This is a genomic window from Pseudoalteromonas sp. Angola-7, assembly GCF_028599255.1.
Classification (GTDB): Bacteria; Pseudomonadota; Gammaproteobacteria; order Enterobacterales; family Alteromonadaceae; genus Pseudoalteromonas; species Pseudoalteromonas atlantica.
On record NZ_JAQREL010000004.1, the window covers coordinates 269,273 to 286,889 of the forward strand.

The 17,617-nt window shown below is 40.4% G+C and carries 12 protein-coding genes; 8 read left to right on the plus strand and 4 right to left on the minus strand.

Annotated features, from left to right (window positions below; all coding sequences use genetic code 11):
- Window positions 1–24: 24 nt before the first annotated feature.
- Genes PSH50_RS08280 through PSH50_RS08290 form a run of 3 tightly spaced genes read left to right on the plus strand, consistent with a single transcriptional unit; the run spans window position 25 to window position 5,797 of the window.
- Window positions 25–1,884, plus strand: a complete 1,860-nt coding sequence (locus PSH50_RS08280) for an alpha-amylase family glycosyl hydrolase (RefSeq protein ID WP_273586545.1) — start codon at window positions 25–27, stop codon at window positions 1,882–1,884.
- Window positions 1,877–3,376 (plus strand): MFS transporter, encoded by a 1,500-nt coding sequence (locus PSH50_RS08285; protein WP_138685148.1) that lies wholly within the window; start codon window positions 1,877–1,879, stop codon window positions 3,374–3,376. The genes PSH50_RS08280 and PSH50_RS08285 overlap by 8 nt, the downstream gene beginning before the upstream one ends.
- A 9-nt stretch (window positions 3,377–3,385) precedes the next feature.
- On the plus strand, window positions 3,386–5,797 hold the full coding sequence (locus tag PSH50_RS08290; RefSeq protein ID WP_273586547.1) for a glycoside hydrolase family 15 protein: 2,412 nt from the start codon (window positions 3,386–3,388) through the stop codon (window positions 5,795–5,797).
- 108 nt (window positions 5,798–5,905) lie between these two features.
- Here the strand turns inward: PSH50_RS08290 and PSH50_RS08295 are convergent, their stop codons facing one another.
- Entirely contained in the window at window positions 5,906–6,922 is a 1,017-nt protein-coding gene (locus PSH50_RS08295; RefSeq protein WP_054982417.1) for a LacI family DNA-binding transcriptional regulator, read from the minus strand.
- Window positions 6,923–7,201: 279 nt separating this feature from the next.
- On the opposite strand from PSH50_RS08295, the gene glk reads away from it, so the two are divergent.
- The 5 genes from glk to gap all read left to right on the plus strand — a co-directional run bounded on the left by glk (window position 7,202) and on the right by gap (window position 13,088).
- Entirely contained in the window at window positions 7,202–8,194 is a 993-nt protein-coding gene (gene glk, locus PSH50_RS08300; RefSeq protein ID WP_024034046.1) for a glucokinase, read from the plus strand.
- Window positions 8,195–8,228: 34 nt separating this feature from the next.
- Window positions 8,229–9,242 (plus strand): LacI family DNA-binding transcriptional regulator, encoded by a 1,014-nt coding sequence (locus PSH50_RS08305; RefSeq protein WP_024034047.1) that lies wholly within the window; start codon window positions 8,229–8,231, stop codon window positions 9,240–9,242.
- A 325-nt stretch (window positions 9,243–9,567) separates the two neighbouring features.
- On the plus strand, window positions 9,568–11,418 hold the full coding sequence (gene edd, locus PSH50_RS08310; protein WP_029773525.1) for a phosphogluconate dehydratase: 1,851 nt from the start codon (window positions 9,568–9,570) through the stop codon (window positions 11,416–11,418).
- A 34-nt stretch (window positions 11,419–11,452) separates the two neighbouring features.
- Entirely contained in the window at window positions 11,453–12,073 is a 621-nt protein-coding gene (gene eda, locus PSH50_RS08315) for a bifunctional 4-hydroxy-2-oxoglutarate aldolase/2-dehydro-3-deoxy-phosphogluconate aldolase (protein ID WP_004587806.1), read from the plus strand.
- 10 nt (window positions 12,074–12,083) lie between these two features.
- Complete coding sequence (gap, locus tag PSH50_RS08320; RefSeq protein ID WP_029773117.1) at window positions 12,084–13,088, plus strand: type I glyceraldehyde-3-phosphate dehydrogenase; 1,005 nt, start codon at window positions 12,084–12,086, stop codon at window positions 13,086–13,088.
- Between the two features lie 69 nt (window positions 13,089–13,157).
- On the opposite strand, the gene PSH50_RS08325 is transcribed toward gap, so the two are convergent.
- The 3 genes from PSH50_RS08325 to PSH50_RS08335 all read right to left on the minus strand — a co-directional run bounded on the left by PSH50_RS08325 (window position 13,158) and on the right by PSH50_RS08335 (window position 17,473).
- Window positions 13,158–14,453 (minus strand): leucine-rich repeat-containing protein kinase family protein, encoded by a 1,296-nt coding sequence (locus PSH50_RS08325; protein ID WP_273586548.1) that lies wholly within the window; start codon window positions 14,451–14,453, stop codon window positions 13,158–13,160.
- Between the two features lie 74 nt (window positions 14,454–14,527).
- Window positions 14,528–15,241 (minus strand): YebC/PmpR family DNA-binding transcriptional regulator, encoded by a 714-nt coding sequence (locus PSH50_RS08330; RefSeq protein ID WP_004587809.1) that lies wholly within the window; start codon window positions 15,239–15,241, stop codon window positions 14,528–14,530.
- Window positions 15,242–15,409: 168 nt separating this feature from the next.
- Window positions 15,410–17,473 carry a hypothetical protein gene (locus PSH50_RS08335; protein ID WP_273586549.1) on the minus strand — a complete coding sequence of 688 codons (2,064 nt, stop codon included), beginning with the start codon at window positions 17,471–17,473 and terminating at the stop codon, window positions 15,410–15,412.
- Between the last annotated feature and the right edge of the window lie 144 nt (window positions 17,474–17,617).

Genomic DNA, 17,617 nt, shown 5'->3' on the forward strand with positions numbered 1-17,617 from the left:
ACAATACTGACAAAAAGACACACAATGAAAAAATCAGTTTATGTACCCGCAGTACTGTGTAGTGCACTTATTGCTACAGGGTGTTCAGAAAATAACAAACCTGAACAACAGCAAGCACCTGCCCACACGCAAAATGAGCTTACCAAGCCGGTTGTATATCAAGTATTTACCCGTTTGTTTGGTAATACCGAAACAGCCAATGTGCCATGGGGCACTAAAGAGCAAAACGGCGTAGGTAAATTTGCCGACTTTAACGATGCAGCCCTCAAAGGTATTAAAGAGCTAGGTACCACGCACGTTTGGTATACCGGTGTGTTACACCACGCGTTAGTGGGCGATTATACCGACTACGGCATTTCACAAGATGACCCCGATGTAGTAAAAGGCCGCGCAGGTTCACCGTACGCAATTAAAGATTACTACGATGTTAACCCCGATTTAGCCGTTAATGTAACAAACCGCATGGGAGAGTTTAGCCAGCTTATTGAACGTACACATAGCCACGGTATGAAAGTTATTATTGATATAGTGCCTAACCATGTTGCCCGTAATTATCAATCACTTGGAAAGCCTAAAGGTGTAGAGGATTTTGGCGCACAAGACGACACCAGTAAAACGTACGATAAAAATAACAACTTTTATTATGTGCCTGGGCAGTCATTTCAAGTGCCTACCTCTACAACTTATACCGTGTTAGGTGGAAAGGCTCACCCACTTGCGGATGGCTTTTTTGATGAAACACCTGCTAAATGGACAGGTAACGGTGCCCGTGCACCAAAACCCGACATTAACGATTGGTACGAAACAGTAAAAGTAAATTATGGCGTAAAGCCTGATGGTAGCAACGATTTTGCTCAGCTGCCAAACGATTACAAAGACAAGGATTACCGTGCTCATTATGCGTTTTGGCAAGATAAAGAGCTACCAGATAGCTGGTACAAATTTAGAGACATTGCGCTTTTTTGGCTAGACAAAGGCGTTGATGGCTTTAGATACGACATGGCCGAAATGGTCCCAGTTGAATTTTGGAGCTTTTTAAATTCGTCAATAAAAATGCAAAAAAGCGATGCGTTTTTATTGGCCGAAGTATATAACCCGTTAATGTACCGCGCGTATATTCAGCAAGGTAAAATGGATTATCTTTACGATAAAGTCGGCTTTTACGATACCTTAAAAGCGATAATGCAACTTAAACAACCTGCCAATAGTATTTTTGATGCGCATCAAAGTGTGCTCGATATAGAGCAACATATGCTGCATTTTTTAGAAAATCACGATGAGCAACGAATCGCAAGCCCAGACTTTGCAGGTAATGCCCAGTGGGGTAAACCTGCTTTAGTTGTTTCTAATTTAATTAGCCGCGCGCCAACACTTTTATATTTTGCTCAAGATGTGGGAGAAGATGGCTCTGAAAACGCGGGGTTTGGAGCGCCGACACGTACCAGTATTTTTGACTACATTGGCGTTCCAGCGCACCAAGCATGGATGAATAACGGAAAATTTGATGGCGCTAACTTAACCGCAGAGCAAGTAGCACTTCGTGATTACTACAAAGCGGTTATGTCACTGAATAGTTTACCTGCTGTAGTAGGCGGAGAAATGTCGGCACTTAACCTTGTAGGAAGTGAACGTGTAGTTGGTTTTACCCGCTCTTTAGGCCAGCAAAGTGTGTATGTGTTAAGTAACTTTAGTGAGCAGCCACAAACAGTTACGGTTAATTTATCAAAGGCACAATTAGGTGCAATGAGTGAAAATACGCTATTAAATGATTTACTTGAAAATCACACCACCGAGCTTAAAGCTCACCCGCAAGGCGCTACATTTAACCTCACACTTGATGCATTTAGCAGCGCAGTATTAACAAATAAGGCTAATAATGAATAATCAAAATAATAATACCGATAAGCCAAATTTAAGTTTTTGGCAAATATGGAACATGTGCTTTGGCTTTTTAGGCATACAATTTGGTTTTGCCCTGCAAAACGGCAATGTGAGCCGAATATTTCAAACATTAGGCGCACAAGTTGATGATATTCCCATTTTATGGGTTGCAGCCCCGCTTACAGGCTTAATTGTTCAGCCTATTATAGGCTATTGGAGTGATAAAACGTGGGGGCGCTTTGGCCGTCGTCGTCCGTTCTTTTTTATAGGTGCAGTGTTAACAACGCTTTCACTATTTATTATGCCGCATTCACCAACGCTTTGGATTGCCGCGGGTATGTTATGGATCATGGATGCGTCAATCAACGTAACCATGGAACCGTTTAGAGCACTTGTTGGTGATAACTTGCCAGAAAAGCAACGCGCGACAGGCTACGGCTTACAAAGCTTTTTTATTGGTATTGGGGCGGTGTTAGCCTCAGCGCTACCATGGATGATGACCAACTGGTTTGATGTAAGTAATACCGCAGCCCCAGGGCAAATTCCTGAATCTGTTAAATACTCATTTTATTGGGGCGGGGTGGTGTTACTTGTCGCCGTGCTTTGGACCGTAGCACGTACTAAAGAATACAGCCCTGAGCAATTAGCGGCTTTTGAAAAGCAAAGCGCTCAACCTACTACAAGCAAAGTGGTTGATATTAACTTTAATAAAGGTGCCATTATTTTTGTGGTACTGGGTTTAGCAACTCTTGCATTAGTCATGGGCTTATCCCTTGAAAAAGAATTATACCTACTTGCTGGTGGTTTATTAGCGTTTGGTATTGTGCAGTGGATTGCAGCGGCGCTTAAAAGTGCGAATAAAACCCAAGGTGGTTTTTACCAAGTAGTACAAGATGTATTTACTATGCCAGAGGCCATGAAGCAGCTTGCTTGGGTGCAGTTTTTTAGCTGGTTTACTTTATTTGCTATGTGGATTTATACCACCGCTGCAGTAACAAGCTTTCATTATGGTAGTAGTGATGCAACTTCTAAAGCATTTAACGATGGCGCAGACTGGGTGGGTATTTTATTTGCCGCTTACAATGGATTTGCCGCAATTGCCGCTATGTGTATTCCGTTTTTAGTTAAAAAAATGGGATTAAAAGGCGCGCATTGCTTTAATTTATTGCTGGGCGCGTTAGGTCTTGCAAGCTTTATGTTTATTCAAGACCCTAAAATGTTACTTATACCTATGATTGGAGTAGGGTTTGCTTGGGCGTCTATTTTATCACTCCCGTATGCCATGTTAAGTAACGCACTACCGAGTAACAAAATGGGCGTTTATATGGGGATTTTTAACTTTTTTATAGTTATACCTCAGTTACTTGCCGCCAGTGTTTTAGGGCTTATTTTACGCCACGTATTTTCTAATCAGCCTATTTACGCATTATTAATTGGTGCAGCTTCGTTTGTTGTTGCTGCTGTTGCAGTAATGCGCGTTAAAAATTCTCATTAAGGACACACAATGAAAAAATATAACCTTATAACCGCCTCTCTTTTAACGTTAGGTTTAACGGCTTGCGGCGCTCAAAACACAAGCACGACTAACGAAAGTACCACAGCACAGGTTACATCGGCACCAGGCGCCCCAGGCGCAGAGCCTTTTTGGGCTTATGCGGGTAAAACAGGTATTGGTACATCATACGAGCAATACCAAAACGGCCAATACACTGATGCAGCTGCAACGGGGGATGTGTCTAAAGTATGGTTTTCAATTGCTAAAGGGATGGTCACCGAAACCATGTTTGGGCTTATTCACCAAGCACAAATAAAAGACATGCAATTTATAGTAACAGGTAAAGATTTTACCGTTAGTGAAGCGGATGATTTAAATGTCACCATTGATTACTTACATAAAGATGCGCAAGGTCGCCCGTTATCGCTGGCTTATAAAGTAACAAGCACTGATAAACAAGGCCGCTTTAGCCTAGAAAAACACATCTTTACTGACCCAGATGGGCAAACCCTATTTGTACGCAGCGTATTTAATACTGAGCTTGAAGGGCTAAAAGCGTATGTGTCTGTTAATCCGTACATTAATAATAACGGCTTAGGTGACTTTGCTAAAACAACAGAGCAAGGCCTATTAGCATGGGAAAACGATAACTATCTATCACTTCAATCCGCGTCACCATTTAAAGCAAAAACGGTCGGGTTTACAGGAAAAAGTGACGGTATTAACACCCTTAACACTACGCAATCTATAACTACCCAATACACAAATACCGGCGAAACTGCTGGTAATGTAAGCATGCTTGCAGAACTTGGCGAGATAACTGCAAATACCACTTTTGATTTAGCCCTGAGCTTTGGTAAAACGCAGCAGCAAAGTATTCAGCAAGGTGAACAAAGTTTGGCAAAAGGGTACCAAGCGGTGCTCGATCACTACAACGGCAAAGGTGAAGCGCTAGGCTGGGAAGATTACCTACAAAGCCTCAAACCGCTTAATACCATGGTTAAACAAACAGCTGATAACGGTAAGCTTTTATACACCAGTGCCATGGTATTAAAAGCACAAGAAGATAAAACACACGCAGGGGCATTAATTGCTTCTTTATCTAACCCATGGGGCGAAACGGTTTCAGCCAAAGAGGGTTCTACGGGTTATAAAGCGGTATGGGTGCGCGATTTTTATCAAGTAGCTATGGCATTTATGGCGCTTGGCGATACTGCCACAGCAAAAACAGCGTTCGAATACCTTGAAAAAGTGCAAGTAAGCAGCAAAACACCAGGTAATAAAGGCGATACCGGCTGGTTTTTACAAAAAACACACGTAGATGGTGAATTAGAATGGGTAGGCGTACAGCTTGATCAAACTGCTATGCCTATCATGCTGGCATGGAAGTTACATAAAGCCAACGTACTTAGCGATGAAGAGCTAAAAAACTGGTACGGCAAAATGTTAAAACCAGCGGCAGATTTTTTAGTCGAGGGGGGACTTGCTAAAATTTTGTGGAACGACACACAAATTACACCACCGGCAACACAACAAGAGCGCTGGGAAGAGCAAAGCGGTTATTCGCCATCCACAACTGCAGCAATAGTGGCAGGCCTTATTACCGCAAGCGATATCGCAACGCTTAGTGGCGATGATAAAAACGCGCAGCGCTACCTTGCTACGGCTAAAAAATATAGCAGCGATATTGAATCGCAAATGTTTACTACCGAAGGTAACTTAAAAGGCGAAAATAGCGATGGCGAATACTTTATTCGCATAGGCCAAGATACCGATGCAAACTCAAACACTAAAATTAACGCTAATAATGGCCGCGAAGGGTTTAATAAAAAGCAAATTTTAGATGGCGGCTTTTTAGAGTTAGTACGCTATGGCGTACGCGGTGCAAATGATGAAAGCATCGTTAAAACTCTACCTGAGTATGACGACGAAACGCTTGAAGATAACCTACAAGTTAAATACAGCTTTAGCTTTGACGATGGCAGCGGCACTTTTGCAGGCTACCGCCGCTATGGCAATGATGGCTACGGTGAAGATGAAGTTAAAGGCACAAACTATGCTGAGGGTGGTAGTAATACACCAGGCCAACGTGGGCGTGTATGGCCATTTTTCACCGGTGAACGCGGGCATTACGAAATCGCAGCAGCTAATGCAAACAACGCTCTGGATGATGCTAAACAGGCGCAAATTAAAAACAGCTATGTAAAAGGCTTAGAGCAATTTGCTAATAATGGCCTTATGTTACCAGAGCAAGTATGGGATGGTGTAGGGGTTAACAAAGCAGGTTATGAGCTAGGCGAGGGGACTAATTCAGCAACACCATTGGCATGGACTCATGCCGAGTATATTAAATTAGTTCGTTCACTGAGCGACAAACAAGTTTGGGATCATTACCCAGTTGTTGAGAAAGCTTTAAAATAAGGCTAGTTCAAAATGTAAAATTAAAGCCACGGTTAACAGCCGTGGCTTTTTTGTATCTAAACGGGGTGTTTATGTTTAATAAGCACAATGACGTTGAGTTATAAATTCTTAACTAGACCCTCTGGCAATTAATACCGGCGGTAAAAGGGTGCTTTGCACTTCTTCTTCACGTATTAATTTAAGTAGGTTCTCTACTAACATTTGCCCTGCAACGGTGGTGTCTTGCGCTATAGTTGTAAGCGGTGGGTTTATGTAGCTTGCAATGGCTATGTTATCAAAACCGACCACGGCCACTTCGTTAGGAACATTAATATTGGCTTCTTTTAAAGCGCGAATTGCGCCAATGGCAATTAAATCACTGGCGGCAAATAAGGCGTTAAATTTTATGTTATTTGCAATAAGTGAGCGTGTAGCATGATAACCAGACTCTTCAGTTGAAATAGCATTGGCCATTTTTCGCTCATTAATGGTTATACCATTAGTAAGTAGCTCATCTTTAAACCCCTGAAAGCGGGCAAAAAATTCTGGGCTGTGATCAGATGCATCACCGATAAACGCGCAATCGGTGCGGTTATGGGCAATTAAATGGCCAGCGGCTAGTTTGCCCCCGCCGTAATTGTCGCAGCATACAGTAAGATCTGGGCGGTTATCTACTGTAGCGCCCCAGCATACAAACTTAGTGTTTTGGTCAAGCAAGGTTTTAAATTTTGGTTGAAAGTCTATGTAATCACCATAGCCGAGCAAAATAATACCATCGGCTCTGTGGCTGTCTTCGTAGTCGGCTTGCCAATCGGCGCTAGCTGATTGAAACGACACCAATAAGTCGTAACCTTCTTTTGCACACGCACGGGTAATACTGCCCAGCATTGATAAAAAGAATGGGTTTATTTGTGATTCATCTGATGTTGGGTCTTCAAACAACAATAACGCAAGGGTACTACTTTGCTGAGTACGTAAGTTGCTGGCATTTTTATCAACTTTATAGTTAAGTTGTTTTGCTATGTCGTGGACGCGTTTGCGTGTTTCTTCATTAACAAGGGGGCTGTTACGTAAAGCGCGAGATACAGTTGATTGTGAAACCCCTGCATAATGGGCAATGTCAAATGAGGTGGCTTTACCTTTCATTGTTACAACTTAATTAAATGCTAAATAATTGTGTCATTTTCGACTATTAGTGAATTATTTCAAGCTTTTTGCGATTTATTATTGATCTAATCCTGACACCGGTGTCATAATGCCAATGTTTTATCATTTTGTTGTCAAAACGTATTAGCTGCTATTTTATATAGCAGCCTTTTTTACTGTGATAGCTACTTTGAGGTGATAGCTCAAAGTGTATAAATAACAACGCATAGCCGTTGTAAAATAATAAGCATAAGCCGCTTACACAAAAGAGATAATACCATGAGCCAAAATTCTTCTGCCCAGTTTAACCCTATCTTAGTTGCCGATATTGGTGGCACCAATGCGCGCTTTGCATTAATTACCGACTTTAATGAGCAAACTAACCAATTTGTTATTGAGCATATTAACATATTTCCCAGTGCTAATTTTGGCTCTTTAGAAAGCGCACTTGAACAATACCTAACAACGATTCCCCATGTTACGCCAACTCAGGCATGTTTAGCTGTTGCAGGCCCTATAAAAGCAGGCCAAGTGCATTTAACCAATTTGGGTTGGCATTTTAGTGTTAGTGAATTTAAAGCACATTTTAATCTAACACAATTAGAAGTAATTAATGACTTTGCTGCGTTTGCTTATGCTGCGCCTTATTTAGACTCAACGCAAAATATTACCATTAAACCAGGGCAAGCCGATGCTAACGCGAATATAGGTGTGATGGGCCCTGGTACAGGTTTTGGCGCTGCGTGCTTAGTGCGTACCGCGCAATCTACGGCAGTGTTAAGCTCTGAAGGCGGCCATATGTCGCTTGCTCCTGTAAACGAGCTAGACGCTTTATTAATTAACGAGCTTCGTAAAGAACACCCTCATGTATCTATAGAAACTGTTTTTTCAGGCCCAGGTATTGCCCATTTATACAAAGCAATGGCAGCCGTGAAAGGGGTTACAGCTAAAAATTTAGATGCGGCACAAATTAGTAGCCTTGCAAACAGTGGCGAGTGTGAAGTGTGCGATGCAACGCTTAATCAGTTTTGTGACTGGATAGGCAGTGTGGCAGGCGATTTAGCGGTAGTATACGGCGCATTAGGTGGCCTATTTATAGGCGGCGGTATTTTACCGCGCATGCAAACACGATTACTTGAAAGCCGCTTTGTAGAGCGTTTTTCGCAAAAAGGTGTTATGTCGCAATATGCAGGGCAAATTCCAGTTACTTTAGTAACACAAGATAACATACCGCTAATTGGGGCGGGTGCGTGTTTATATAACAGCAAGTAAATTTGCTTAATGGTTGTATTTGGATAATGAACAAATGAAAAAAGTAACCATAAATAGCGTAGCAAGCCATGCGGGGGTTTCTAAAAAAACCGTGTCGCGGGTTTTAAATAATGAGCCTAACGTGAGTGCAGCTACGCGAGAAAAAGTACTTAAAGTATTTAAAGAGCTTGATTACACGCCTAACCCAATAGCACGCGGGCTTGCGCAAAATCGCAGCTTTATTATTGGCTGCCTATACGACAACCCCAGTAAAAGTTATATAACACGCGTACAAACGGGTGCGCTTGCTGCTTGTAAAGAAAATAACTACAACTTATTAATACACCCGTGCGAATTACGTGGCGATGATTTAATTAACGATATAGAGCAGTTATTACAAACCTCGCGTTTAGATGGCGTAGTACTTACCCCGCCATTTGGTGATTTTGAAAAACTCGCTAATTTTTTAAAAGCTAAAAAAATACCCTATGCACGGGTTGCATCGGCACTGCTAGAAGATGATTCAATTTCAGTGCGCAGCAACGACGAGCAGGGCGCTTATGAAATAACCGAGCACTTAATTTCGCTTGGTCATAAGTCGATTGCTTTTATTAAAGGCCACCCTGATCACAGTGCTACACAACAGCGCTTTAAAGGTTACAGACGAGCGTTGGCAAGCCACGGTATAGAATTTGACGAGCGCCTAGTAGAAGAGGGTAACTTTAGTTATCACTCAGGTGTAGACAGTGCGCGCAGCATTTTAGATTTATCGCCACGTCCTACCGCGGTATTTGCATCAAACGATTACATGGCGGCGGCGGTATTAAAACTTGCCACACAGCGCCAATTACGCGTACCCGATGATATTTCTATTGCAGGGTTTGATAATGCACCAATTGCTCGCCATATATGGCCGGGCTTAACGACTATTGCACAACCTGTTGAAGAAATGACTAAACAAGCTGTTACGCAGCTTATATCGCATATTTCGCAGCCACAGGAGCAGCCCTATCAGGTAACGCTAGAATCACGTTTAATTACCCGCGAGTCTACTGCTGCAATAAAATAACTCCCTTTTTTGTTTTTCACAGTAACCCGAATTTGAGTGACGCTTATTCGGGTTTTTTTTGTGCGGATTTTAGCAAATAAACTAAAATTAGCATGGTCATTAATTGGTCACGTTAAAATTTTACACTATTTTTGTTACTCAGGGTTGACACCGGTGTCAATGCTATGCGTTAATACAGTGACACCGGTGTCAGGGTTGTTGTGAGAGGCTCCCTGGTAGCGTACCTTTGAACGGGTAAATCAAAGATGCTCAGTGCAGTTATTTACGTGGAGTCTGTAATTGCTACTGAGCCTTTTTCCTCTAACTAATAGAGATGAGCTAAATTATGTTGCACCCTCGCATTGAAGAAGTCACCCAGCGCGTTATTGAACGCAGTAAACAAACCCGTCAAGATTATTTAGATCGTATTTCGCACGCAAAAAAACAAACAAGAGTCCGTGCCGGGCTAGGCTGCGGAAACATCGCTCACGTTATGGCTGCGTGTAGCAGCGACGACAAAGCGCGTTTAAAGGCTGATGAGCAGCCAAATCTTGCTATTATCAACTCATATAACGATATGCTTTCGGCCCATGTGCCATACAAAGATTTCCCAGATCTAATTAAAGACCTTGCTACTAAGTACGACGCCACTGCCCAAGTTGCAGGCGGTGTACCAGCAATGTGTGATGGCGTTACGCAAGGGCGTGACGGCATGGAATTATCGCTTTTTTCTCGCGACGTAATTGCTATGTCTACTGCGGTATCACTATCGCATGACGTATTTGACGGCGTTTTTTGTTTAGGCGTATGTGACAAAATTGTCCCAGGTTTATTAATTGGTGCCTTATCTTTTGGTCACTTACCGGTATTCTTTTTACCTGCTGGGCCAATGCAATCTGGTATTCCTAACAAAGAAAAAGCACGTATTCGCCAAAAATTTGCACAAGGTTTAGTAAGCCGTGAAGACTTACTTGAAGCTGAAAGCGCCTCGTACCACAGCGCAGGTACTTGTACGTTTTACGGTACTGCTAACTCAAACCAAATGTTAATGGAAATAATGGGCTTACACCTTCCAGGTAGCTCGTTTATTAACCCTTACACTGAGCTTCGCGATGGTTTAACAGGTAATGCTGTAGAAACCATGCTTAAGCAGCTTACAGATGATAAAGAAAGCCCGTGTTTAGCAGATGTAATCAGCGAAAAAACCATTATTAATGGTTTAGTTGGCTTGCTATCTACAGGTGGCTCAACTAACCACGCTATTCATATTGTTGCTATCGCAAAAGCGGCGGGTATTCAAGTAACGTGGAAAGACATGTCTGACTTATCAGAAGTTGTACCACTACTTACGCGTATTTACCCTAACGGCTCAGCCGATGTAAACCATTTCCAAGCCGCAGGCGGTATGGGTTTCTTAATGCGTGAATTAGCCGGCGCAGGTTACTTGCATACTGATGTTAAAACTATGCTTGGTGAAGGCTTAGCGCCTTACATGATGGAGCCGCGTTTAGATAAAGACGACAGCTTAATTATGAGCAACTCAACAGGACCTTCAAAAGTTAAATGGGTAGATTGCCCAGAAAACTCACTCGATGAAGAAGTACTGCGTCCAATTAGCAATCCATTTAGCAAGCAAGGCGGCCTACAACTACTTACGGGTAACCTAGGTAAAGCAGTCATTAAAGTGTCTGCTGTAGCCACTGAGCACCAAGTAGTAACAGCCCCAGCTAAAGTATTTAGCTCACAAGGCGAACTGCAAGAGGCATACAGCCGTGGCGAGTTAAACCAAGACTTTATTGCCGTGCTTAAAGAGCAAGGCCCTAAAGCGAAAGGTATGCCAGAGCTGCATAAATTAACGCCTGTAATGGCAACACTTCAAGACGAAGGCTTTAAAGTAGCTATTGTGACTGATGGCCGTATGTCGGGCGCATCAGGTAAAGTACCTGCTGCTATTCACTTAGCGCCAGAAGCTGTTGAAGGTGGCATTATTGCAAAAATTCTTGAGGGCGATTTAGTAACACTGGATGCGCCAAACGGAATATTAAAAGTACATGTTAGCGACGAAGAGCTTGCTAAGCGTGAACTACAACTTAGCCAACCAAGCTTAACCTTTGGTACCGGCCGAGAGTTATTTACTGGATTTAGAAATATTGTAAGCAGCGCCGATTTAGGTGCGAGTGCTTTTGGACTTGAATAATAATTGCCACACACTGGGTAATGAGGAACAAGTAATGAGTATTGAAAAAATCTTAGCGTCGGCACCTGTGGTGCCAGTGGTTGTAATCGAAAAACTAGAAGATGCAGCACCACTCGCTAGAGCGTTATACAACGGTGGCTTAAAAGCCCTTGAAATTACGCTACGCACGCCTGTTGCAGTGGAAGCTGTAAAACTAATGAAAGCAGAAGTTCCAGAAGCATACGTTGGTACAGGTACAGTGGTTGATAAAGCAAGCTTTGACGCTTCAGTAGAAGCAGGCGCTGATTTTATGGTAAGCCCAGGTGTAAGTGATGAATTATTAGCATTAGCTAAAGATTCAGACATTCCGTTTTTACCGGGTGCAGCAACTGCAAGCGAAGTAATGCAGTTAGCAAGTCATGGCTTTAAGTATTTAAAGTTTTTCCCAGCTGAAGCCGCTGGCGGAACAGCAATGCTTAAGTCGATTGGCGGGCCATTGCCGCACATTACTTTTTGCCCAACCGGTGGTATTAGCCTAGCAACAGCCCCTAATTACTTAGCGCTTAATAACGTTATTTGTGTTGGTGGTACGTGGATGCTAGATAAACAACTAATTGAAAACAAAGACTGGCAAGCCATTGAAGCGCTTGCTCGACAAGCAAGTGAAGTTAAATAGGAGTCTAAAAATGATTAATGTAGCAATTAATGGCTATGGCCGTATCGGTCGCAACGTATTACGTGCACTTTACGAGTCAGCACAAAACAGTGAAATTAAAATTGTAGCAATTAACGATTTAGCACCGGCTAACGTAAATGCGCATTTAACACAATTTGACTCAGTTCACGGTCAATTTTCTCAAAAAGTAACGTTATCAGATAACACTATGCTGATTGGTGATGACGTAATTACTTTGACTCAAGAGCGTGACCCTGCAAACTTACCGTGGAAAGAGTTAAACGTAGATATCGTTTTAGAATGTACTGGTTTTTTCACTAAGCGTGAAGACGCAGCTAAGCACATTACAGCAGGTGCTAAAAAAGTAATTGTATCTGCTCCTGGTAAAGATTTAGATGCAACGGTAGTACATGGTGTTAACAGCGACGTAATTAACGCTGATAGCAACATTATCTCTAACGCATCATGTACTACTAACTGTTTAGCGCCAATTGCAAAAGCAATTAACGACACAGTAGGTATTGAGCAAGGTAGCATGACTACAATTCATGCTTATACAAACGATCAAAACTTATCTGACGTTTATCACCCAGACCTATACCGTGCACGTAGTGCAACTCAGTCTATGATCCCAACTAAAACAGGTGCTGCTGCAGCTGTTGGCTTAGTACTTCCTGAGCTTGCGGGTAAATTAGACGGTATGTCGGTACGTGTACCTACTATCAATGTTTCTTTAGTTGATTTTACGTTTATTACCAAGCGCGAAACAACAGCTGAAGAAATCAACGAAGTAATGAAAGCCGCAGCAACGGGTTCAATGAAAGAAATTTTAGAGTACAACGAGCTTCCGCTTGTTTCTATTGATTTTAATCACAACCCTGCGTCATCAATTTTTGATGCAACGCAAACTAAAGCTGATGGCAAACTAGTTAAAGTAATGGCTTGGTACGACAACGAGTGGGGTTTCTCAAACCGCATGTTAGACCAAGTTAAAGCATTAGGTCAGTACTTATAATTGACCCTGTAAAAGTTTAGCTTTATCCAACCAAGCCTGCATTATGCAGGCTTTTTTATTTTGATTAATTTATACCCGCTCGTTTAATAGAGCGCTTATCTCTTTAAAACTAGGCCGCGATGCAATATCAGTATTTATAGCACGCGCTGCTATATCGGACATTTTATCAAACAGTTCGTTTTGCTTATCTGCAGTGCTAACAGTGCTTAATAAGTCCTCAATTAAACAACCAAAAGCGCGTACTTCTATTAACTGTATTTGCTGCTGCTGATATTCGCTGAGCATAGCTAAGTTTGTAGCCGCACCAAAATCACCAAATAAAACGTCATATTGTTCACTTATCATGGTGTTGTGGGCGTAAATATCGCCATGACTTACGTTGTTAGCATGTAAGTGGGCAAGGGTGCTTATCATTTGCTGGGCAACTTTATAAATTGCCTCAGGCGAATAGTGACAGTGTGTATTAAATGTATCGCGCGTACAGGTTTCTAAACTTGGCGGCAAACCTAAATTAGCAAAGCGTGTATCTATTAGCTCCATTACTAAACCAAGCTGTGTGCTTTGCTCTATGTAGCTTAATACGTTAATTAAGTTTTTATGATAGCCTGCCTGTAAACAGCAGTTTACTTCATCAAGTGGGTAGCCATCGCTTGTAATTGCACCTTTAAATAATTTTACCGCCACATCATGTTGTGCTGTTTTAGCTAAATGAATAACGCCCGATGCACCTTGGCCAATTACTTTTTTAAGCTTAAAATTTTCAAGTGGCGTGTTTTGTAAACGACTGTTAGTTAAGCACTGAGCTTTATTAAATGCATTACCCGCAAAGGCAAGCCAAGCAAGTTTTGGGAGTTCTAATAGCCAATTATCAAGTTTTGTTAGGTTATTAGCAGAGAGCCTAACTAGCTCTAAATTAGTACAAGAGGCCATACTCGCGGGTAGTTGTTTTAGGTTATTTTCTGCAAGGGCGAGCTTTTTAAGCTGTGTGTAATTACCAAAGTCACTTGGCAATGCGCTTAATTTGTTATCGGTAAGTATTAACCATTCAATATTTTTAGGTAAGCTGTTTAGTGCAAACTCTGTTATTTGATTGCCTTTAAATGCAACCATAATTAAAGCAGGGCACTTAGCGAGTACTTCAGGTATATGTTTAAATTGGTTAAACGATAAAAACACCCGCTTAAGCTTTGTTAAGCACGCAAACTCATCTGGCAGTGTAGTGAGATTATTGTTTGATAAATCGAGTACTTCTAAGGTATCTGCAAGGGTTAAAATTTCTAAAGGAAACTCAGTTAAGCCTTCTACGAGTTGTAAGCGAGTAACACCATTCAACCTACCAGCTCTAAGCTCTGCAAGGGTATTCATAAATTTTCACAAGCCTTTTAAAATAAAAAAAGCCAACATTGCTGTTGGCTTAAAATAAATACGTTTAGTAAAGTTTAAAATTGCGCGTTATGGTAAACGTTTTGCACGTCGTCACAATCTTCAAGCATGGCTAAAAAGCGCTCCATTACTTCTACGTCTTCACCTTCAATAGGGGCTTCAACTTGTGGTACAAACGAAATTAAATCTACGTCAAAATCTGTAATACCCATTTCTTCAAGCGCTGTACGGGTGTTGTTGTATTCTGTATGTGGTGCAAAAACCGTCACTTTACCGTTTTCTACTTCTACATCTGTTACATCAACATCGGCCATCATAAGGGCTTCTAGTACAGCTTCATCGTCATCGCCATCAAAAACAAAAATAGCGAGGTGATCAAATAAATGTGATACCGAATTTTGTGCGCCTATTTTAGCGTTTGCTTTGGTAAAACAAATACGCACATCAGCAAACGTACGTTTGTTGTTGTCGGTTAAACAGTCAACAATAATCATACAGTTACCAGGGCCGTAACCCTCATAACGTGTGGCTGCGTAATCTTCACCGCCGCCGCCTTTGGCTTTGTCTATTGCGCGCTCAATTACGTGTGCGGGTACCTGGTCTTTTTTAGCGCGCTCGATTAAACGGCGCAGCGCAAGGTTACCATCTGGATCTACGCCACCATTTTTAGCGCAAATGTATATTTCTTTACCGTACTTAGAATAAACTTTAGTTTTAGCACCCGCAGTTTTAGCCATTGAATCTTTTTTGTTTTGGTAAGCTCTTCCCATCTGCGTTTCGCCTTAATATATGTAAATTATTGAATAAAATTGCAAGGCCGTATTCTAAAGGTAAAGCCGCAGTATCGCCAGTAAATGGCGTTAATTAATCTTCTTGCTGTTGTAATAGATACCCATAAAAGAGCTACTACAACATTCAGTAAGCGTGAAACCCTGCATTTACCTATGTTTTAAAAAGCAGTATAAGCTGTCAGGTAATACATACCTAAGGTAGCGTTTTCTAAAACCAGCTTTCCATAATGAAGAGGAGTACTTTCTACGAAATTTTAATGGATTAAAGTACATCTTCCATGGTGATGATGCCTTTGCAAAACAGTTTTCATAACTGTTATCACCAACGTATTCAGAGTGCTTTAAATCACCAAAATGTATTGACTCATTGTAGGTAGGATTATTTAATAGCCGAGAGATAGGCTTGATAGCAAATTCAGGGTTAATGTGAACTTCTTTAAAGGCTTTTTCAACCTCCTTAAAGTCTGAAATAAAATCAAGTGCACCTTTTTGAAAGTTATTGATGATTTTAATTTTTTGAGCAGAAGACTCGTTAGGCTCACAAACCGGCACTATTTTATCTCCTTCTTCACGAAACTTAATGACAGAACCATGAGGTGCGGAAAAAATAAACTCAAACATATGAACGCTTTCCGCCAAAATATTAAAATTATTTTTTGGGACCGACAAATTACACATATAACCTGACATATTCATGCCTTTGTCAATAAACTTGGCAGCTGTTTGAAAAGTGCCAATATAGTAACCATCGATTTCGACTTTTTCATTTGCAATATTCATTAGCTCAGAAAGTGAATTTTGAATAGTTCCTTGCCAACCAATATCAACAATCGCTACTTTTTTAGCTCCAATGAATTTAATTTGCTCTAAGTATTTAATTAAATAACGCCTTTCTATTACTGAAACTTTAGTAACATCTGCAACAAGCAAATTAAATAATGAAGCAAGTTTCTGTTTATCGTCATTGTTTAAAATAATTTGATCTTTATCATTAAAACCAACTTGATAAATTTCTTTAGTGTAATTAGAAGCACATAAATCAACCCTTTCGAGATAGTTTTTAACACTTAAATTTGGGAAAGTATGGCAGAGGATTTTAATCGAGCTTTCATCTATCTTATTTCGGATAGTGGGGATGTTTATAGCTCTTCTTGATGCGTACATGTATTCGCTTGGAGGGGCGCTACTGTCGCTATTTAAAAGCTTATATGTTTGATGCATTATATAACCATCGCGCGCCAAAAAAAGAACTTTATCTGGTTCATTGTTGGCTAGTTGAGCTGTTAGCCAGCGTATAAAACCAAAGTAAATTATCCCGCAATATATATAGCCAAAGTCGTACCACAAATCTGCTTTTTTAGTATTCCTTTTCGAGTATGCTTTATTTATTATTGTTGCAAAATATAATGACTCTTCAATAGATAAGTTTTTATTATAAAGTTCTCTGAGTCTTTTGAAGTGGGTGTTTTTTAATGCGTAATCACTTGCTTTTTTATAATAAAAAATATTTATATTATAATGTTGTGCATTAATTATATCTGCTTTGAAATTGTCACCTATATGCAATATTTTTTTTGATTTGCATTTTAATTCTTTTAATATGTGCTTATATAATCCGCCTTTAGATTTTGATTTTCTTGTTTCTCCAGATAAGTATATATTTTCATATTTTTCGTAGCCATTATTTAATAATATTCTTTTTATAATATCTTTAGGTAGGTACATGTCAGAGGTGAATATAACCTTTTTATCCTGTGCGATACATTGCTGATAATATGAAAAAATATATTCATTTCGGGTGCAGAATTCTAATTCTGTTTGCATTTCTATTGATTTAAGAATGTTTAATTCGCGTTTACTAATGTTTAGTGATTCGTGTATGTAATCATAAATTTCATCTAAGCAAATCGATTCTGTGTAGTTTTGTTTAGATATTAGTTTTGCCGCTTGAGGCTCAGCTTTTGTTCTAACATCTTTGAAATTAAAGCTCAGTGCGCCATGCTTTTCAGTATAGACTTTTTCAGTTATGTAAAATATATCAGACGGTGAGTATACTTTTCTTAGGATAGCAGTATCAAATATATCAAAAGATATGATGTCGTTTTTTGTAATGAGGCTGCATAAATCTTTATTGTTAAAGACGCTATACTTTATCTCAAACATTTTAGTGTAAAGTCTTGAGTAGATACGCTTTAGTAAATTATTTTTCATAATGACTTCCTGCACACATTATTAGTTATCCATAACAAAAATAACGAAACAAATAAATATTTTGTTATATTCAGCTATTGTACATAATTTATTATTATTTTTGCAATGATAAAAAACATACCGCTACTATATTTTTAAAATAAC